Genomic DNA, 18,349 nt, shown 5'->3' with positions numbered 1-18,349 from the left:
GGGTCTCCCCCGGGTCTCGGCCGAGTCTCGGGGCGGGCATCCGGAGCCGGTGTCAGTCGCGCTCCAGGATGGCCTCCTCGAAGTCGAGATCCTGGACGACCCGGCGAAGCACCTCGTCGTCGATGCGCCGCTCGTCGCGGAGCCGGACGAACACCTCGCGCTCGGCCGCGAGCATCTCCCTGCGGAGCCGCCGGTAGACGGTGCTCGGCGTCTCCTCGCCCTCCTGCCCGGTGCCGCCGCCCAGGCGTTCCCACGCGCCGAGGGTGCGCCGCTCCGACTTCGCCCTGAGCTGGTCGACGACCTCCTGGTGGGTCTCCCCCACCCCGGCGGCGACGAGTTCCTCCAGCCGGGCGAGCGCGGCCGAGGCCGCCGCCTGCTGGGCGGCGGCCTCGGCCAGGTTGTCGCCGTAGATCTCCTGCTCGTTGGAGACCCGCAGCCTGCGGATCAGAGCCGGGAACGTCAGCCCCTGCACGAGGAGGGTGCCGATCACCACCGCGAAGGTGAGGAAGAGCAGCGTGTCGCGGCCGGGGAAGCCCTCCGGGATGGCGAACGCCGCGGCGAGCGAGACCACGCCGCGCATGCCCGCCCAGCTCACGATCGCCACGTTCTGCCAGGACGGGGGATGCGGCTCGCGCCTGCGGACCCTGCCGGACAGGATCCGCGGCAGGTAGATGCTGGGCACGACCCAGACGATCCGGGAGGCCACCGCGGCGGCGAAGACGGCCAGCGCCATCCCGCCGAGCCGCCACGGGTCGGCCCCGCCGAGGTTCCGCATGATCGGCCACATCTGCAGGCCGATCAGCACGAAGACGATCGACTCCAGGAAGAAGCCGAAGACCCGCCAGACCGCGTCGGACAGCAACCGGGTGCCGAAGGCCGCCCTGGGCATGAGATGACCGATGGACAGGCCGACGATCACGACGGCCACCACGCCGGAGACGTGCACGCTCTCCGCCGCGAGGTAGACCGCGAACGGGATGAGCAGCATGACGGTGTTCTCGACGAGCGCGTCGCGCAGCATCCGCAGCACCCGGGTGAGGATCCAGGTGAGCGCGACGCCCACCACCACGCCGCCGGCCGCCGACCGGAGGAACTCGACGCCCGCCGCGGACCAGCTCACCCCCTCGCCCAGTGCGGCGGCGACGGCCACCCGGTAGACGGTGAGCGCGGTCGCGTCGTTGAACAGGCTCTCCCCCACCAGGATCGCGACCACCTTGCGGGGCAGGCCGAGCCTGCGGGCCACCGCGACGGCGGCGACCGCGTCGGGCGGCGCCACGATCGCCCCCAGGGCGAACGCGGCGGCCAGCGGCAGGTCGGGCATGAGCAGGTGGGCGACCCCGCCGATGACCAGCGTGGTGAACAGCACCAGGCCGACCGAGAGCAGCGCGACCGGCCTGCTGACGTCCTTCAGCCGCAGGTAGGAGCTTTCGATCGCGGCCGCGTAGAGCAGCGGGGGCAGGAAGACGAGCAGGACCAGCTCGGCGTCGAGCTGGTAGTCGGGGACCACGGGCGACAGCACCAGGCCGGCGAGCACCAGCAGCAGCGGGACCGGCCATCCCCGCTGCCGGGCGACCGCCGCCACCGCGATCGCCATGACCGGCACGAGGAGCATTTGCAGCACCGTCGACTGGTCCATCTCACCCCCCCGTCAGCGGAGGTCAGCCTACGGGACGCCGAGCACCGCCCACGCACCGGCGGCGTGTGGTGCGGCCGTGGTCCCCGACGCACCGGTCGTGGTCCTCGACGCGGCCCGGCTGTGGTCCCCGACGGCCGCCCACGCGGCCGGCGGGGCTGCGGCGGCAACCGGTCGCGGGGCCGTCACCGGTCACGAGGACGTCACCAGTCGCGGCGGTCGTCCCGTTCGTCGCGACGGCGGTCGTCGTAGCGCTGCTCGTCATAGCGCTGCTCGTCGTAACGCTGCTCGGGACGGGGCCGTTCGCCGGTGGAATGCGGCGGCTCCTGGACGTAGGGGCGGTGCATCCGCTGTTCGGGGCCGGGCTGGGCCGGCTGGCCGAACAGTCCCAGCGGGTCGGACGGATCGACCTCCTGCTGGTAGCCGCCCTGTGGGCCGTACAGGTCACGCAGGTCGGCCGGATGACCGGGCGGGTGACCGGCCGGATGGGACGGCGGCTGCGGCGGGACGGCCTGCTGACCGCCGAAGGCGTAGGGACCGGGCTGGGCGGGCGCCGGGTAACCGCCGCCGTAGGGATCCTGCGGGGACGCGTAGGGATCCTGCTGGGGAGAGGCGTAACCGGGCTGGTGCTGCTGGTGTTGCTGTTGCTGCTGGGCGGCGAAGCCGTACGGGTCGGTCGAGGTCGGCGGGGCGGGCTGCCCGTACGGGTCGGGGCGGGGCTGGTGAGCGGGGGGCGGGAACTGCTCGGCGTGCGGTGCGAACGGGTCGACCGGCTGCTGCCGGACGACCGGAGGCGCGAACGGGTCGACCGGCTGCTGTGGCGCGACGCCGTACCGGTCGGCGGGCTCCTGCGGCGGGGCGGTCATCCCGTACCGGTCGCCGGGCTGCTGCGGGGCGGTCATCCCGTACGGGTCGGGCTGCCGGTCACCGTACGGGGCGGGCTGCCGGTCGGGCGGGTAGTGGTCGCCGGGGAGCTGGTAGGCCGGCTCCCCGGAACCGGCGGCCATCGGCTCGACGGGCTGCGACTGCCCGTAGGGCAGCGCGTCGTTCACGATCATGTTCTCCCGCGGCACGGCGTCGCCGGACCCGTAGAGCGGTCCGGTCCGGTCCTGCGGGCGGTCGGGGGACGGAGCGCTCCCCCGCGCGACGAGCACATCGTTCGGGCCGACGACGGGGACCGGGCGGGACTCCTCCGGCGACGGTCCGGGACGGGGAACCGGCTCGGCGTACTGCGCGGAGTCGGGGTACTGCGCCGGCTGGGGAATCTGGGGGGACTCGGGGTACCGGGGGGACTCGGCGTAGTCCTCGGGACGCGGCCTGGCGTACTGACCGGTTCCGGGGTACTCACCGTAGGTCTGGTGCTCGGCGTGGGCGGGCTGCTCGCCCACCTCGTCGTCGTACTGCCCGCCGGCCTCGACGAAGCCCTCGTCGAGGGTGTCCACCAGGCGTCCCACATCACTCATGGGCATACGAAAACTGGCGGTGCACATCTCGCCACGCCACAGGCTCAGCACCAGAGTGCCCTCGTGCCAGGTGACCCGGAGCACCCGCTCCTGGCCGCGCTCGTCAAAGAACACCTCGCCGAATGACGGCAACGGGACAACTTCCGACATGGAGGACATAGTGCTTTAACCAGCCTTTATTCGTCCACTCAACCTCGGGAAACCCTACCGAACCCGTCTCTCCGTCCCCATCTTCCGCCCTGATGACACCAGAAGGGTAGATCTTCTTTGACCTTTCGGGGATTCGCCGACCGGTGGTCGAGCCAGTCTGCCATGACGGGGGAACCCCGGGTTCCGGAATGCGGGTATGCGTCCGCCCGGCGACTCCCCGGAGCAGCCCCGGTTGTCGGGCCGAACGGGTACGGTTGGCTGTCGTGCCGACCGACTCCATCGCCTCATCCCATGACGTCTCCCCCACGGTGGACATCCCACCGGTGGAGGACCTGCTGAGCACCGCCGTCCAGGCGGTGGGCGGGGTCGAGCGCCCCGGGCAGATCACCATGGCGCGAGCCGTGCAACGGGCGATCGACTCGGGCGAGCACCTGGCCGTGCAGGCAGGCACCGGCACCGGCAAGTCGCTGGCCTACCTGATCCCGTCGATCCGGCACGCGATGACCGCCGGGAGCGCCGTGGTCGTCTCCACCGCCACGATCGCGCTCCAGCGCCAGCTCGTCGACCGCGACCTGCCCCGCCTGGCCGGGGCCCTGGCCCCCAAGCTGCCGCACGAGCCCACGTTCGCGATCCTCAAGGGCCGCCGCAACTACCTGTGCCGCTACAAGGCGAGCGCCGGCTGGCCCGACGAGGAGCAGGACCAGCTCTTCGACCCCCGCGAGACCAGCGCGACCGGGCGGATGGTCCAGCGCATCCAGGAGTGGGCCGACGAGACCGAGACGGGCGACCGCGACGAGCTCGTCCCCGGCGTCAACGAGCAGGCGTGGCGGCAGTTCTCGGTGAGCTCCCGGGAGTGCCTGGGAGCCACCCGCTGCCCCAACGGCACCGAGTGCTTCGCCGAGCTGGCCCGCGCCCGCGCCGGCGAGTCGGACGTGGTGGTGACCAACCACGCGCTGCTCGCGATCGACGCGATGGAGGACCTGCCGCTGCTGCCCGAGCACGAGGTGGTGGTCGTCGACGAGGCCCACGAACTGGTCGACCGGGTCACCTCGGTGGTCAGCGGCGAACTGTCGGAGACCATGGTGTCGCTGGCCGTGCGCCGGGTCGGCAAGCTGATCGAACAACACCTCGCCGACCGGCTCCTGGAGGCCGGGGAGGACCTGAAGGCGCTGCTCGCCGCCGCCCCCGCCGGCCGCCTGGACGACCTGCCCCAGGTGCTCGGGCTGACCCTGACGCTGATCCGCGACTCGGCGTGGGCGTGCGTCACCGCCCTCGGCCCGCGCAACGCCGACAAGGACGACCCGGAGGCGGCGGGGCTGCGCAAGGCCGCCTTCACCGCGCTGGACGAGGTCCACGACACCGCGCAGCGCATGCTCGACGCCTTCGGCCACGCCTCGGAGATCGACCGGGCCGAGGTGGTCTGGCTGGAGGCCGGAACCGACCGACGTCCTGCGGTGCTGCGGGTGGCGCCGCTGACCGTGGCAGGCATGCTCCGCGACAAGCTCTTCGGCGACCGCACGGTCATCCTGACCTCGGCCACGCTCGCCCTGGGCGGCGCCTTCGACGGCCTGGCCCGCCAGTGGGGGCTGGGAGCCGCGGGCACGAACGGCACGGACGACGCGAACGTCACGGACACCCCGGGAGAGACCGGAGACGGCGAGGGCCGCGCCGGGAAACCGAAGAAACAGGGTGCCAGGAGCCGGACCGGCTGGACCGGCCTCGACGTCGGCTCCCCCTTCGACCACCCCCGCAGCGGCATCCTCTACATCGCCAAGCACCTGCCGCAGCCTGGCCGCGACGGCCTGCCCGAGGCGTACCTGGAGGAGATCACCGAGCTGATCGAGGCCGCCGGCGGACGCACCCTCGGCCTGTTCTCCTCAATGCGGGCGGCCAGGGCCGCCACCGACGCCCTGCGCGACCGGCTGAGCGTGCCGCTGCTCTGCCAGGGCGACGACTCCACGATGCTGCTGGTCAAGCAGTTCGCCGAGGACGAGCCGACGTGCCTGTTCGGCACCCTGTCGCTGTGGCAGGGCGTCGACGTGCCCGGCCCCTCGCTGCGGCTGGTCATCATCGACCGCATCCCCTTCCCCCGCCCCGACGACCCGCTCAGCTCCGCCCGCCAGCGCCATGTCACCGCCAAGGGCGGCAACGGCTTCATGGCGGTCGCCGCCACCCACGCCGCGCTGCTCCTGGCCCAGGGGGCGGGCCGGTTGCTGCGCAGCCAGCACGACAAGGGCGTGGTGGCGGTGCTCGACCCCAGGCTGGCGACCGCCCGCTACGCGGGGTTCCTGCGCGACTCGCTGCCGCCCTTCTGGCCCACCCACGACCCGGCCAAGGTCCGCAGTGCCCTGCGGCGGCTCGGCGACGGGTAGGCGGGTACGCCCCCGGCGGTGCGGGCTCGCCGGCCGGTCACTCGGCGAGGCTGTCGGCGATGGCCCGCAGCGCCAGCACGTACGACCGCAGGCCGAAGCCGGCGATCGTACCGGTCGCCACGGAGGCGACCACCGAGGTGTGCCGGAACTCCTCCCGGGCGGCCGGGTTGGAGATGTGCACCTCGACGAGAGGCGCGGTGCGCTGGGCGACGGCGTCCCGCAGCGCGTAGGAGTAGTGGGTGAACGCCGCGGGGTTCAGCACCACCGGGATCCTGCCGTCGGCCGCCTCGTGCAGCCAGCCCAGCATCTCGGCCTCGTCGTCGGTCTGCCGGACGTCGACCGAGAGACCGAGCTCCCGGCCGGCGTCCCGGCAGAGCGCGCTCAGGTCGGCGAAGCTCTCCGCGCCGTAGACGTCCGGTTCGCGGGTGCCCAGCCGTGACAGGTTCGGGCCGTTGAGCACGTAGACGGATTTCATCGGGTCGATCACCGCTCCTCGATGGCCGCGCCGGTCGCGCGGCCGACGTTCCCGGTCCGCGGCCCGGCCGGAGCCGGGCTCAACGGGCGATCTCCTGGTAGGCCGCCGCCAGGAGCTCCTCCGGCGGGTCGACCAGCGGGGAGACCCTCGCCAGGTCGTCCAGCAGGACGAAGCGGAGCTTGGCGCCACGGCTCTTCTTGTCCAGGCGCATGTGGTTGCGGAGCTGCGGCCAGACCTCACGCCGGTAGGAGGTCGGCAGCCCGACCGAGGTCAGGATGGACCGGGTCCGCGCCACGAGGTCGGGGCCGATCCGGCCGGCCAGACGGGACAGCTCCGCCGCGTAGACCATGCCGATGGCGACGGCCTCGCCGTGGCGCATCCGATACTCCTCCACGCGCTCGATGGCGTGGGCCAGGGTGTGGCCGTAGTTGAGGATCTCCCGCAGGCCGCCCTCGCGCAGGTCGGCGCCGACGACGTCGGCCTTGATCTGGACCTTCCGCTCGATCAGCTCGCGGGTGTGCCGGCCCTCGGGCCGGGTGGCACCCTCCGGGTCGTCCTCGATGAGCGCGAGGATCCGCGGGTCGGCGATGAAACCACCCTTGATGACCTCGGCGAGACCGCCGACGTAGTCTTCGCGCGGCACCGAGACCAGCGTGGCCAGGTCGCACAGCACCCCCGCCGGGGGGTGGAAGGAACCGACGAGGTTCTTGCCCTCGGGGGTGTTGATGCCGGTCTTGCCGCCCACCGCGGCGTCGACCATGCCGAGCAGGGTGGTCGGCACCTGCACGACCTTGACGCCGCGCAGCCAGGTGGCGGCGGCGAACCCGGCCAGGTCGGTGGTGGCCCCGCCGCCGACGCCCACCACGGCGTCGGAACGGGTGACCCCGGCGCGGCCGAGCGCCGACCAGAGACCGGCGAGCACCTCCACCGTCTTGGCCCGCTCGGCGTCGGGCACCGGCAGCGGCACGACCTCGTACCCGGCCGCCTCGATCGCGCCGCAGACCGGGCGGGCGATCTCCGGCAGGCTCTCCGGGTGGACCACCGCGACGGTGCGGACCCCGGCGCCGAGCAGGCCGGGCAGCTCACCGAGCACGCCGGTGCCGATCACCACGTCGTACGGGCTCTCGCCGCCGACCTTGATCCTGGAGACGGTCACGGCAGCAGACCTCCCATGATCTCGTCGACGACCTCTTCGGGCTTGCGGTCGTCGGTGGCGACGACCTGTCCGGCCAGGCCCTCGTAGAGGGGACGGCGGGCGTCCATCAGCTTCTTGAGCTGACTGCGCGGGTTCAGCACGAGCAGCGGCCGGGCCGAGGCCAGGCCCACCCGCTGGACCGCCTGGGACAGGCCCACCTCCAGGTAGACCACCCGGTGCCCGGCCAGCAGCTCCCGGGTGGCCTCGGCGAGGATCGCGCCGCCGCCGAGGGACAGCACGCCCTCGTGCTCGGCCAGCGCCAGCCGGACGGCCTCGGCCTCCAGCGCGCGGAAGGTCTCCTCGCCGTCCTCGATGAAGATGTCGCTCACGGACTTGCCCGCGGCACGCTCCACGTCGGCGTCGGTGTCGCGGAAGGGGACGCCGAGACGGCCGGCCAGGAGCTGGCCGACGGTCGACTTGCCCGACCCCGGAGGGCCGATCAACACCACTCGGGGGGCCACGCCGCCTCCTCCGCCGGTCTCGGAGCCAGTCACTTGATCACCATCGAGGAGAGGTAGCCGGACAGGTTGCGGGCGACCTCCTCGACGGAGTCGCCGCCGAACTTCTCCACCGCCGCGTCGGCCAGGACGAGCGCGACCATCGCCTCGGCGACGATCGCGGCGGCCGGGACCGCGCACACGTCGGAGCGCTCGTGGTGGGCCTTGGCGGCCTCACCGGTCAGCACGTCGACGGTGGCCAGCGCCCGGGGGACGGTGGAGATCGGCTTCATCGCGGCGCTGACGCGCAGCGGCTCGCCGTTGGTCATGCCGCCCTCGACGCCGCCCGCCCGGTTGGTGATCCGGCGGACGCCGTCGGCGGTGTTCTCGATCTCGTCGTGCGCGCGGGAGCCGGGCCGGCGGGCCGTCTCGAAGCCGTCGCCGACGGCGACGCCCTTGATCGCCTGGATGCCCATCAGGCCGGCGGCGAGGCGGGCGTCGAGGCGGCGGTCCCAGTGGGTGTAGCTGCCCAGGCCCGGCGGCAGGCCGTAGGCGACCACCTCGACGACGCCGCCGAGGGTGTCGCCGTCCTTGTGGGCCTTGTCGATCTCGGCGACCATCGCGGCGCTGCCGGCCGGGTCGGCGCAGCGCACCGGATCGGCGTCGATCGCCTCCAGGTCGCCGGGGCCCGGCAGGACGCCCCGGTCGGCCGTCGCCTCGCCGATCGAGACGACGTGGCTGACGATGTCGACGCCGAGAGCCTGCTTGAGGAAGCTGCGGGCCACCTGGCCGAGCGCGACCCGGGCGGCGGTCTCACGGGCACTGGCCCGGTCGAGCACCGGCCGGGCGTCGTCGAAGCCGTACTTCTGCATGCCCGCCAGGTCCGCGTGGCCGGGGCGGGGGCGTGAGCGCGGCGCGTTGCGCGCCTGCCCCTCCAGCACGGCCGGGTCGACCGGGTCGGCCGCCATGACGGTCTCCCACTTGGGCCACTCGGTGTTGCCCACCCGGATGGCGACGGGGCTGCCGAGCGTGCGGCCGTGGCGTACGCCGCCCACGACGGTGACGACGTCCTGCTCGAACTTCATCCGGGCGCCGCGGCCGTATCCGAGGCGGCGTCTGGCCAGTGCCCTGTCGATGTCGGCCGTGGTCACCTCCACCCCGGCGGGCAGGCCTTCCAGGATCGCGACGAGCTCGGGGCCGTGGGACTCTCCGGCGGTCAACCAGCGCAACATGGTGACAAGTCTTCCACGTGTCGCTCACTGGAATGACCTCGGCTCACTGGGTGAGACGACGGGGGAGGCCGTCAGAGCGCGCCGAGCACGGCGGCCAGGGCGCCCGCGGCCATGGAGGGGCCGAAGGGGATCTCGCTCTTGCGTCCCGCCCGGCGCAGGGCCATCAGGACGGCCCCGTGGAGGGCTCCGGCCAGCAGGCCGAGGAAGGCGCCGGTGACCAGGACGTCCCAGCCCAGCCAGCCGAGCGCGGTGCCCAGGCCGCCGGCGAACTTGACGTCGCCCAGCCCCATGCCCGCCGGGTTGACCAGGAACAGCACCAGGTAGAAACCCGCCAGCGCGACGCCGCCCAGCCCGGCGCCGAGCAGGTCGCCCGGCCGGCCGTCCACCGCGGCCGACACCGCGAGCGGGGCCGCGGTCCCCAGGCAGGCGGCCAGGGTGAGCCGGTCGGGCAACCGGTGCGTGGCGGCGTCGACGAAGGACAGCGCGACCGCGACCACCGCCAGCCACCCGAAGGCGAGCAGTTCGGTGGCCCGGCCCAGCGGCGTGCCGCCCGCCCCCGCGGGGAGGCCGGGCCACGCCGCCCGCAGCGCGAGGGCGGCCAGCACCAGGGCGGTGACCGCCTCCACGGCCCCGGCGGGGGGCCGGCCCCACCGGGGCGGTTCCGGTGAGGGCCCGTCGGCTCCTCCGGCCCCGGCTCCCTCCCCGGTGGTCCCTCCGCCCCCGCTCCCGTCCGCCCTCCCGGCCCTGCCGACGGCTTTTCCGGTCCTCTCGGCTTCCCTGGCGCCGTGGGCTTGCCCGGCGTTCCCGGCCCCGTGGGCTTGCCCGGCGTTCCCGGCGCCACCCGCCGCGGAGTGGCGGGCCACCACGCCGCGTGTCCAGAGGCCGATCGCCGCCCCGGCCACCCCGGCCGCGGCGCACGCCAGGGCCGTCGCGGCGCTCACGGGACGACCGGAAGGCGCAGGAGGCGCGGGTGCCGCACGAGGGGGGCGGGGCGGGGGGCGTACTCGCTCACGGAGCGACCATAACCTTCCGGGGTCCCGCGCACCGGGGATCCCGGCGCTCCCGTCCCCGGCGGGACGCCGGTGGGCCCGGTCGGCGGGGTGCCGGGACGCCGGCCCGGTGGGCCCGTCCCCGGGCGGCCGGTCGGCAGGGGTGACCCGACGGGTGATTGACGGACCTGGAATGATCAAAGAGGCTGAAACCACCCCTATCCCCGGAGGGCCGGAGCGCTTGAACACCGACCGTTTCAGCAAGCTGCCCGCGGTGATCGCATCGTTCGTCCTCCTGCCCGTGCTGCTGGAGATCCTCGCCTGGTACATCGAGGGCGAGGAGTACGACGTCGCCCGCGCGGTCACCGTCATCTCGGTCATCGCGACGCTGGCCCTCGTCGCCACGGTGCTCGGCCGGATCAGGGCCAGGCTGCCGGTGCTGATGGTGGTCGCGCTGACCGTGACCGCCGCGGGCGAGGGCGTGCTGGGGTTCGTCGCGGCGTTCGGCCCGGTGCTCTGGGACGGCGGGGTGCCGGGCGAGGTGCACGGGCTGGTCACCGCGGGGGTCAGCGCCTTCGCCGTCGCCACGGGCGCCTACCTGCTCTTCCAGTACAGCCGGGGTCTCTACCTGCCGCACCTGGACGCCGGGGCGAGCCAGCCGCCCACCGCGACCAAGCGCCGGGTGATCGGCGAGTCGGAGATCCTGATCCGCACCATGCCGGACATCGGCCCCTCGGTGGAGAAGGCGCTCGCCAGCTGCGTCTCCATGGTCGACCAGGACGACCTGCACTTCGTGGCCTACTACGCCGACCAGCGGTGCTGCTTCTACACCGACGTGCTCGACGACGCCGATCTGGCGCACTTCTTCCACGACACCGACCAGGAGAAGCGCCGTGACCTCTACCTCAAGGCGGGCAGCCAGCTCAACTGGCTCACCGGGCGGCTCAACCGGCAGCTGCGGCAGGTCGAGGGCGGTGCCCTCATCCGCACCGTCCTGGACGTGGAACGCGGGGCCCTGTACTTCTACTGGATCGACGAGACCCGTTACCTGATCGGCGTGACGCTCGACCAGCGCAAGGTGGGCGTCGCCGACGACAAGATGGCCCAACTCGTGGACATGATCCGCGGCCATTTCTCCCTTCCGCCGCTCAACCAGCGGGAACGGCCCTCGAAACCCGGGGGTCACCTGCGATCCGTACCCAGAGGTGAACGTTGGCCCGAATCGGGCTCCTGATCGTCGTCGTCGGGCTGGGCTGGCTCGCCGCCGAACTCGGCGAACTGCGGAACCTGGAGGACTCGGGCGCCTACGTGCTGTTCAGCGGCCTGCTGCTGGCGATCGGACTGTACGGCAGCACGCACGGCATCGACCGCGCCGAGGCCAGGGAGCACTCCCGGCTGATCGTGCTCGCGGTCACCGTCGGGGTGCTGCTCAAGGCGGCGTTCATCGCCGGGGTCGTCTACCTCGTCTCGGGCGACCCGCGGTCACTGATCATGGCGGTGGTGGTCGCCCAGATCGACCCGCTCTCGGTCGCCGGCGTGATGCGGGACGACCGGCTCTCCGACCGGGCCAAGACGATCCTCGGCGCGTGGTCGTCCTTCGACGACCCGGTGACGATCGTCCTGGCGGTGTACGCGGCGGCGCTGGCGCGCGACTCGGGGGCGGGCGGTCTGTCGGCCGCCTACCTGGCCGACCTGGGGTTGAACGCGCTGTTCGCGGGGGTGGTCTACCTGGTCTGGCGGCTGGTGCGCAACGCCCCGCCGGTGCTGACCTACCTGGCGGCGGCCGGCGCGGTCGCGTCGGCGGCGTGGAGCTCCCTCATGCTGGGCCTGGCCACCGCCGGACTGTACCTGCGGCTGCCGGACGCGCGCTGGCTGAGCCGCACGGTGAGCGCGGCGTTCGCGTTGTCGGCGTTCCTGATGGGCCTGCTGCTCGTCGGGGGGACGAACCTGGCCATGGGGGTGCTGCTCGGGCTGGCCGCGTTCGCCTCGCAGATGGTCGCCGCGCTGGTGCTCACCCGCGGCCTGCCGGTGATCGACCGGGTCCACCTGGGCCTGGCGCAGCAGAACGGGGTCACGGCGGTGATCCTCGCGCTGGTCTTCGAGCGGGACTTCGGCGGGTTCGTCGCCGTGATCGCCCCGGCGATCCTGACCGTCAACCTCGTCCACGCGATGGCCAACCGAACCGCCGACGCCTGGGGGCCTCGGCGGCCTGTTCCATCCGTGCCACGGTGACGTCGGGGCCGAGCCGGTCGAGGGTGCCGGACTCGACCGCGGCGAGGGCCCGCAGGAAGGCCCCCTCGATCACGAACGGGACCGGACCGGCCACGTCGACCACCACGGCGGCGGCGTTCTCCTGCACCGCCGCCTGACACACCTGCAGGGTGGTGGCCTGGATGGGCCGGGCGTCGGGCCGCCAGAGCCGCAGCGACTCCACCCCGGTGAAGGCGGGCACCGCCTCGCGTCCGTCGGCGCCGACGAGCTTCGGGAGAGCCATCTCGCTCTCCTTCTCCTGCCGCAGCCCGTGCGCGCCGACCTCCGACTCCTTCAGCAGGGCGACCACCGGGACGAGCAGCCTGGCCCCGCTCAGCGCGGCGACCACCTCGCCGGTCTGCGCCGTCCCGGCGGCGAAGGCCGCGAGCGCGGACGACACGGAGGCGGCGACGGAGCCGTCGTCGTCGGGGACCAGGGGCTGCGGAATACTGGGCACGAACCGGGAGCCTACCCGCGGTGAGGGCCGGGGGTCTCCTCGGCCCGGCGGCGGCCCCGCCGGGAGGCGTTCACCGACGTCCCCGCCGTCAGCCCAGGTCGGCGATGGCGGCCACCGGGCCGCCCCCGCTGGGGCCCTGGTGGACCGCGGCGACCGAGACGAACACGGCCGGGTCGCCGGTGACGCTGGCCGCGACGCCGCCGACGGTGGCCTTGATCTGCCGGTGCCAGTGCACGTCGGAGTCGTCCAGCATGATGTTGCGCCGGCCCCGGACCCGGCCCGACGGGTCGGCCTCGCACTTCATGAAGACGTTGACCAGCCGCCCGCCCAGATCGGACGGGTGCGGGCGCTCCGGCAGCTCGATGCCGCTGGAGCGGATGGCCTCCCAGATGCCGTCGGCGTCCAGGGCGTCCTTCATGACCGAGTGGCCGATCCGGTAGCGTCCGCCGACCCCGCGGACGTTGCCGACGACCACGATCTGGGCCCGGTCCAGTTCGACGCCGGAGGAGCACGAGGCCACGGAGGAGTAGAGCGACAGGTCCCGGTGGATCTGGTCGGCGGTGGGCGTCTCGATCTCGCCGAGCGCGACGGCGATGCCGAGCGCGGTGGTGGAGTTGGAGATGTCCATCGACGGGCCGGTGTCCTCGATCACCACGTCCTTGCCGCGCGACTTGGCGTCGTTGATGGTGGCCAGGGTGAGCAGCGGGGTCTTGGTCTGCACGTAGTGGACGTCGGCCGGGTCGTCGATCCCCGCGATCTTCATCGCCTCGCGGACCCCGGCGGCGACCTTCTCCACCATGGCCGGGCGGCCGATGTCCTCGGGGAGGATGACCTCGCTCATCGCGATGCCGACCGTCAGCCGGGGCTCGTCGCTCGGCGGGGCGTCGGCCGTGGTCGCGAAGATCGTGGCGTGCGGGCTGAGCACCCCGTCGGTGCCGCCGGACCACACCAGCGGCACGCTCTCCGGCGAGGGGTGTCCCCTCTCGGCGAGCACCTCGCGGAAGGCCCGGTCGGCCAGGATCCGGGTGTAGTCGTTCACGCCGCCGTTGCCCTCGGTCTTGCCGATCACCGCGAGGACCCGGTGCGCCTCGATCACGCCGTCGTCGATGAGCCGGGCCAGCCCGGAGGCGTCGGTCACGCTCTCGATGGGCACCTTGCGCACTTCAATCGGTTCCGGCATCGCTGCCACCTCTCAGTCGGGTCTCTTCACTTTCGCACCACGGTGCCGGTCTCCCCGGTGAGCGCCGCTCCGATGTCCTCCAGAGAGGTGATCACCGACCGGTCACCGCCCCGTTCGACGAAGCGCAGCGCGGCTTCGACCTTCGGGCCCATGCTGCCCCCGGCGAAGTGGCCGGCGGCGTGCAGCACCCGCAGTTCGGCGGTGGTGACACGGCCCAGGGGACGAGCCGAGGGCGTGCCGAACCCCACCACGGCGTGGGGCACGTCGGTGGCGATGACCAGGACCGTGGTACGCACGGCGCGGGCCAGCGCCGCGGCGGCGAGGTCCTTGTCGATCACCGCTTCGACGCCGGTCAGCCGCCCGGCGGCGTCACGCGCGACCGGCACCCCGCCGCCCCCGGCTGCCACGACGGTGAAGCCGGCGTCGATGAGCGCGGTCACCGCGGGTGCGTCGAGGATCTCCAGCGGCTCCGGGGAGGCGACCACCCGGCGCCAGCCCCGGTCGTAGCGGCGCCAGGTCTGGCCGAGCCGTTCGAAGCGGCGGGCCTCGGCCTCGCCGAAGTAGCGGCCGATCGGCTTGACCGGGTCCGCGAAGGCGGGGTCGGTGGGATCGACGAGCGTGCGGGTGACCACCACGGCGGCCCGGTCGCCGAGCGCGTTGAGGATGAGGGTGCCGATCGTGGCCTGGGTCTGTGCCCCGCACCAGTCAAGCGGCACCGGGGGCACGACGTCCGCGGCGAGCTGGTTCTTCAGCAGCAGGTTGCCGACCTGGGGTCCGTTGCCGTGGGTGAGGGTCACCCGGTGGCCTTCGGCGACGAGCGCGGCGACGTGCCGCATGGCGCCTTCGACCGCGCGCCGCTGCTCGTCCGGCGAGGCGCTCCCGTCGGGCCCGGTCATCGCGTTGCCGCCCAGCGCGATCAGCACTCGTTCCCCCACAGGGCGACGCTAACGGCCCGCGGGTCGGGTCTCATGGGCACTCCCTGCCCAAGGGGCGCCCGCTCTTCGGCAGAACTCACCGATCCCGGCCCCGCTTCCGGCGGGAGGCCCCGCGGGGGCCCGTGTAGGGTCCCACGCCGTGAAGCCCGCCGGACGGGTCCCACACCGGGAGACCCCGCGTGGGCGGGCCTCGCACGGGCAACTCCCGCATGAGCGGGCCTCGCATGGGCAACTCCCGCACGGGCGGGCCTCGCGTGAGCGGGCCGGATCTTGCCCCGCCCTGCTCCCGTGCTTAATATATGAGCAAATGTTCAGATGTCCCTAGAATGGATCTTGCGATGGGTCACGGGCACGGTCACGGGCACGGCCACGGCGCGAACGCCGACCGCCGTCACCTGACGGCGGCGCTCATCCTGCTGGTGGGTTTCATGGCGGCCGAGGTCGTCGTCGGCGTCATCGCCAACTCCATCGCGCTGATCTCCGACGCCGGGCACATGCTGACCGACGCCGCGGCCATCGCCCTGGCACTGGTCGCGATGAGCCTGGCCGCCCGGCCCGCCCGGGGCGCCTACACCTTCGGCTGGAAGCGCGCCGAGATCATCTCGGCGGCGGTCAACGGGCTGACGTTCGTGGGGCTCGTCGTCTACTTCGTCTACGAGGGCGTCCGGCGGCTCGTCGAACCGCCCGAGGTCCAGGGTGTCCTCGTCCTCGTCACGGCCCTGGCCGGGGTCGCGGTGAACGCGGGCGCCGCGTGGCTCATCGCCAGGGCCGACCGGAGCAGCCTCAACGTCGAGGGCGCCTTCCAGCACATCCTCAACGACATGTACGCCTTCATCGCGACCGCGGTCGCGGGAGCGGTCGTCTGGCTCACCGGCTGGAGCCGGGCCGACGCGATCGCCGCCCTGGTCGTCGCGGCGCTGATGGCCAAGGCCGCCTACGACCTGCTGCGCGACTCCGGACGCATCCTGTTCGAGGCGGCGCCCGCCGGGGCGAACCCGGCCGAGGTGAACGCCGCGATCGCCGCCCATCCCGGCGTGACCGGCGTCGAGGACCTGCACGTGTGGACGGTGACCAGCGGCTTCCCCGCACTGTCCGCGCACGTGACCGTCACGCCCGGCGGCGACTGCCACCGGGTCCGCCGCGAGCTCGCCGACCTGCTGCGCGAGCGGTTCCGGATCGAGCACACCACGTTGCAGGTCGACCACGTCCCCGGCACCGCCTGCCGCATCGCCGCCTCCTGAGGCACACCCCGGGTCATTGCGGGGCACACCGCCCCCGAACCTCCGGGGCACACCGAGGCGCACCGCGGGCCACACCTCCGGGACGCCCGAGGCGGGTCCGGCGGGACGCCCGAGGCGGGTCCGGCGGGTCACGCTCTCAAACACGCCTCGAAGACCGTCTCCAGGCGGGCGACCACGACTTCGCGGCCGGGGACCGCCACGCCGTCGGCCCCGTACAGCTGGCGCAGCGTACCGCTGCCGGTGATGAGGGCGGTGGCGACCGCCGCCCGGAAGACGGCGTCCGGACCGGGCAGCCGCGCGGCCAGCGGCTCCAGGATGGCCGAGCTGACCCGGTCGCGGATGATCTCGTGGATCTCCGGGCAGCTCGACGAGCTGATCAGCGCGGCCATCACCGGGCTCGCCCGCTCCGAGCTGAGCCGGTCGGCGACGTACTCGGCCAGGCGGCGGGACAGTTCCTCCGGCGGGCCGTCCAGGATGCCGGGGAAGCGGCCCTGCGCCGCGAGCACCTCGGCGAACAGCTCGCGCTTGCTGCCGAAGTAGCGGTTGATCAGCGCGACGTTGGCGCCGGCCTCCGCGGCGATCAGCCGCATGGTGACCTGGTCGTAGCCCAGTTCGGCGAACAGGTCACGGGCGGCGTCCAGGATGCGCCGCCTGGTGCCCTCCCTGTCGCGCTGCCGTGTCTCGTCCACCTGCGTGATCCTTCCAGATTTGACGAGTAAACAAGCGTCTACTAAATTCATGTGCATCGTACATGCATTGGGGGATGGTTCATGCTGACCGAACAACAGGCCCAGGCCGAGGCCGCACCGCGTTTCACCCACAGACAGGTGCTGGAGATCCTGGCCGGCCTGATGCTCGCCATGCTCACGTCGATGATCTCGACGTCCGTGGTGGGAACCGCGCTGCCGACGATCGTCGGCACGCTCGGCGGTCAGGACCAGCTGGCCTGGGTGGCCAGCGCGACCCTGCTCACGATGACCGCCTCCACGCCGATCTGGGGCAAGCTCTCCGACCTCTACGGCCGCAAGCTCATGTTCCAGGTCTCCCTGGTCCTCTTCGCGGTCGCCTCCGTCGCCGCGGGCTTCGCGCAGGACATGGGCCAGCTCATCGCGGCCAGGGCGGTGCAGGGCATCGGCGCCGGCGGCCTCGCCGCGCTGCCGCAGATCATCCTCGGTGACGTGGTCGAGCCCCGCGAGCGCGGCCGGTACTCCGGCTACATGGGCGCCGTCTTCGGCGTCTCGACCGTGACCGGCCCGCTGCTCGGCGGGTTCATCGTGGACAACATGTCCTGGCGATGGACGTTCTGGATCTGTGTGCCGCTGGCCGTGGTGGCGTTCGCCGTCATCCAGAAGGTGCTGAGGCTGCCGTTCGTCCGCCGCGACGCCAGGGTCGACTGGTGGGGTGCGACCTTCATCACCGGCGGCACCACCGCCCTGATGCTGCTGCTGTCCCTCGGCGGCAAGGAGTTCGACTGGAACTCCCCGTGGACCTACGGCCTGGGGGCGGCCAGCCTGGCGATGCTCGGCCTCTCCGTGCTCGCCGAGCGCCGGGCCGCCGACCCGATCCTGCCCCCGCACCTGTTCCGCAACCGGACCTTCGTGCTCACCAGCCTCGCCTCCCTGCTGGTCGGCGCGGCGATGTTCGGCGCGCTGATGTTCCTGCCGCAGTACCTGCAGATCGTCAAGGGCATGAGCCCCACCGGCTCCGGCCTGATGACCCTGCCCCTGGTGATGGCCCTCCTCGTCTCCTCGATCATGATCGGCCGGTTCGTCAGCAGGACCGGCCGGTGGAAGGTCTTCCCGGTCGCGGGCATGCTGCTGGTCGCCCTCGGGCTCTTCCTGCTCTCCCGGCTGCACGTCGACAGCTCGCTGCTGGTCGTCGCCCTCGACAACGCGGTGCTCGGCGTCGGGCTCGGCGCCTCGATGCAGATCCTGATCCTGGCCGCGCAGAACGCCGTGGGCCGCACGGACCTCGCCTCGGTCACCTCCGGCGTGACGTTCTTCCGCTCCCTGGGCGGCGCGGTGGGCGTGGCGGCCTTCGGCGCGATCCTGTCCAACCGGCTCACCACCGAGCTGGTCTCCCTGGCCAGGGCGGCGAAGCTGCCGCTGACCGGCGGCTCCGTTCCCAGCCTCGGCTCTCCCGAGGCCATCCACCGGCTTCCCGCGCCGGTCCTGGAGATCATCCTTGAGGCGTTCACCCGGGCGATGAGCGCGGTCTTCCTGGTGGGCGTGCCGATCGCCGTGCTCGGCGCGGTGGCCGCCCTGCTGCTCAAGGAGATCCCGCTCCGCTCGGCCCAGGCCGCGGCCGCACCGGCGCCCGTCTCGAAGTAGGACCGCGGAG

The 18,349-nt window shown here is 73.1% G+C and carries 16 protein-coding genes; 5 read left to right on the top strand and 11 right to left on the bottom strand.

Annotated elements, in window-relative coordinates; all coding sequences use genetic code 11:
- Positions 1-52: 52 nt before the first annotated feature.
- Entirely contained in the window at positions 53-1,636 is a 1,584-nt protein-coding gene (locus F4562_RS27690) for a Na+/H+ antiporter (protein WP_184541525.1), read from the bottom strand.
- Between the two features lie 200 nt (positions 1,637-1,836).
- Positions 1,837-3,246, bottom strand: coding sequence for a hypothetical protein (locus F4562_RS27685; RefSeq protein ID WP_184541526.1), 1,410 nt, complete (start codon positions 3,244-3,246; stop codon positions 1,837-1,839).
- Positions 3,247-3,509: 263 nt separating this feature from the next.
- Between F4562_RS27685 and F4562_RS27680 the strand changes: the two genes are divergently transcribed.
- The gene (locus F4562_RS27680; protein ID WP_184541527.1) at positions 3,510-5,618 is read left to right on the top strand and encodes an ATP-dependent DNA helicase; all 2,109 of its coding nucleotides are present in this window, start codon (positions 3,510-3,512) and stop codon (positions 5,616-5,618) included.
- Positions 5,619-5,655: 37 nt separating this feature from the next.
- Here F4562_RS27680 and aroQ read toward each other — a convergent pair whose 3' ends face one another.
- The 5 genes from aroQ to F4562_RS36005 form a co-directional block, all read right to left on the bottom strand.
- Positions 5,656-6,093 carry a type II 3-dehydroquinate dehydratase gene (gene aroQ / locus F4562_RS27675; protein WP_184541528.1) on the bottom strand — a complete coding sequence of 146 codons (438 nt, stop codon included), beginning with the start codon at positions 6,091-6,093 and terminating at the stop codon, positions 5,656-5,658.
- Between the two features lie 79 nt (positions 6,094-6,172).
- Positions 6,173-7,249 carry a 3-dehydroquinate synthase gene (gene aroB / locus F4562_RS27670; protein ID WP_184541529.1) on the bottom strand — a complete coding sequence of 359 codons (1,077 nt, stop codon included), beginning with the start codon at positions 7,247-7,249 and terminating at the stop codon, positions 6,173-6,175.
- Positions 7,246-7,749 carry a shikimate kinase gene (locus tag F4562_RS27665; protein ID WP_184541530.1) on the bottom strand — a complete coding sequence of 168 codons (504 nt, stop codon included), beginning with the start codon at positions 7,747-7,749 and terminating at the stop codon, positions 7,246-7,248. Before F4562_RS27665 ends, aroB begins: the two co-directional genes overlap by 4 nt.
- A gap of 29 nt (positions 7,750-7,778) precedes the next feature.
- On the bottom strand, positions 7,779-8,957 hold the full coding sequence (gene aroC, locus F4562_RS27660; protein ID WP_221206932.1) for a chorismate synthase: 1,179 nt from the start codon (positions 8,955-8,957) through the stop codon (positions 7,779-7,781).
- Positions 8,958-9,028: 71 nt separating this feature from the next.
- Positions 9,029-9,898 carry a prepilin peptidase gene (locus F4562_RS36005; protein WP_184541531.1) on the bottom strand — a complete coding sequence of 290 codons (870 nt, stop codon included), beginning with the start codon at positions 9,896-9,898 and terminating at the stop codon, positions 9,029-9,031.
- 289 nt (positions 9,899-10,187) lie between these two features.
- On the opposite strand from F4562_RS36005, the gene F4562_RS27650 reads away from it, so the two are divergent.
- Both F4562_RS27650 and F4562_RS27645 read left to right on the top strand, forming a co-directional pair.
- The gene (locus tag F4562_RS27650) at positions 10,188-11,180 is read left to right on the top strand and encodes a hypothetical protein (protein WP_184541532.1); all 993 of its coding nucleotides are present in this window, start codon (positions 10,188-10,190) and stop codon (positions 11,178-11,180) included.
- On the top strand, positions 11,159-12,178 hold the full coding sequence (locus F4562_RS27645; RefSeq protein ID WP_184541533.1) for a cation:proton antiporter: 1,020 nt from the start codon (positions 11,159-11,161) through the stop codon (positions 12,176-12,178). Before F4562_RS27650 ends, F4562_RS27645 begins: the two co-directional genes overlap by 22 nt.
- Here the strand turns inward: F4562_RS27645 and F4562_RS27640 are convergent.
- The 3 genes from F4562_RS27640 to F4562_RS27630 all read right to left on the bottom strand — a co-directional run bounded on the left by F4562_RS27640 (position 12,099) and on the right by F4562_RS27630 (position 14,768).
- Entirely contained in the window at positions 12,099-12,653 is a 555-nt protein-coding gene (locus tag F4562_RS27640; RefSeq protein ID WP_184541534.1) for an SseB family protein, read from the bottom strand. The genes F4562_RS27645 and F4562_RS27640 overlap by 80 nt on opposite strands.
- Before the next feature lie 88 nt (positions 12,654-12,741).
- Positions 12,742-13,833: a barbiturase gene (gene bar / locus F4562_RS27635; RefSeq protein ID WP_184541535.1), complete on the bottom strand. Its 1,092-nt coding sequence runs from the start codon at positions 13,831-13,833 to the stop codon at positions 12,742-12,744.
- A gap of 26 nt (positions 13,834-13,859) precedes the next feature.
- Positions 13,860-14,768 carry a carbamate kinase gene (locus F4562_RS27630; protein WP_311733994.1) on the bottom strand — a complete coding sequence of 303 codons (909 nt, stop codon included), beginning with the start codon at positions 14,766-14,768 and terminating at the stop codon, positions 13,860-13,862.
- Positions 14,769-15,106: 338 nt separating this feature from the next.
- Here F4562_RS27630 and F4562_RS27625 point away from each other — a divergent pair, with 338 nt between their 5' ends.
- Positions 15,107-16,009 (top strand): cation diffusion facilitator family transporter, encoded by a 903-nt coding sequence (locus F4562_RS27625; RefSeq protein WP_246473580.1) that lies wholly within the window; start codon positions 15,107-15,109, stop codon positions 16,007-16,009.
- A 128-nt stretch (positions 16,010-16,137) separates the two neighbouring features.
- Here the strand turns inward: F4562_RS27625 and F4562_RS27620 are convergent, their stop codons facing one another.
- Positions 16,138-16,698 (bottom strand): TetR/AcrR family transcriptional regulator, encoded by a 561-nt coding sequence (locus F4562_RS27620; RefSeq protein WP_184541537.1) that lies wholly within the window; start codon positions 16,696-16,698, stop codon positions 16,138-16,140.
- A gap of 81 nt (positions 16,699-16,779) precedes the next feature.
- Between F4562_RS27620 and F4562_RS27615 the strand changes: the two genes are divergently transcribed.
- Positions 16,780-18,339, top strand: coding sequence for an MDR family MFS transporter (locus tag F4562_RS27615; protein ID WP_184541538.1), 1,560 nt, complete (start codon positions 16,780-16,782; stop codon positions 18,337-18,339).
- Positions 18,340-18,349 lie beyond the last annotated feature (10 nt).

Origin of the sequence: Streptosporangium becharense, assembly GCF_014204985.1 — a bacterium.
GTDB classification, from domain to species: domain Bacteria; phylum Actinomycetota; class Actinomycetes; order Streptosporangiales; family Streptosporangiaceae; genus Streptosporangium; species Streptosporangium becharense.
The sequence above is the reverse complement of the archived record's forward strand: the minus strand, read 5'-3'. Positions and strand labels throughout refer to the sequence as shown.

Excerpts from the sequence above, each read along its gene's own strand:
- F4562_RS27690 (WP_184541525.1), bottom strand. The coding sequence starts at position 1,636 with ATGGACCAGTCGACGGTGCTGCAAATGCTCCTCGTGCCGGTCATGGCG.
- bar (WP_184541535.1), bottom strand. The coding sequence starts at position 13,833 with ATGCCGGAACCGATTGAAGTGCGCAAGGTGCCCATCGAGAGCGTGACC.
- aroQ (WP_184541528.1), bottom strand. The coding sequence starts at position 6,093 with ATGAAATCCGTCTACGTGCTCAACGGCCCGAACCTGTCACGGCTGGGC.
- F4562_RS27625 (WP_246473580.1), top strand. The coding sequence starts at position 15,107 with ATGGGTCACGGGCACGGTCACGGGCACGGCCACGGCGCGAACGCCGAC.
- F4562_RS27615 (WP_184541538.1), top strand. The coding sequence starts at position 16,780 with ATGCTGACCGAACAACAGGCCCAGGCCGAGGCCGCACCGCGTTTCACC.
- F4562_RS27685 (WP_184541526.1), bottom strand. The coding sequence starts at position 3,246 with ATGTCGGAAGTTGTCCCGTTGCCGTCATTCGGCGAGGTGTTCTTTGAC.
- aroC (WP_221206932.1), bottom strand. The coding sequence starts at position 8,957 with ATGTTGCGCTGGTTGACCGCCGGAGAGTCCCACGGCCCCGAGCTCGTC.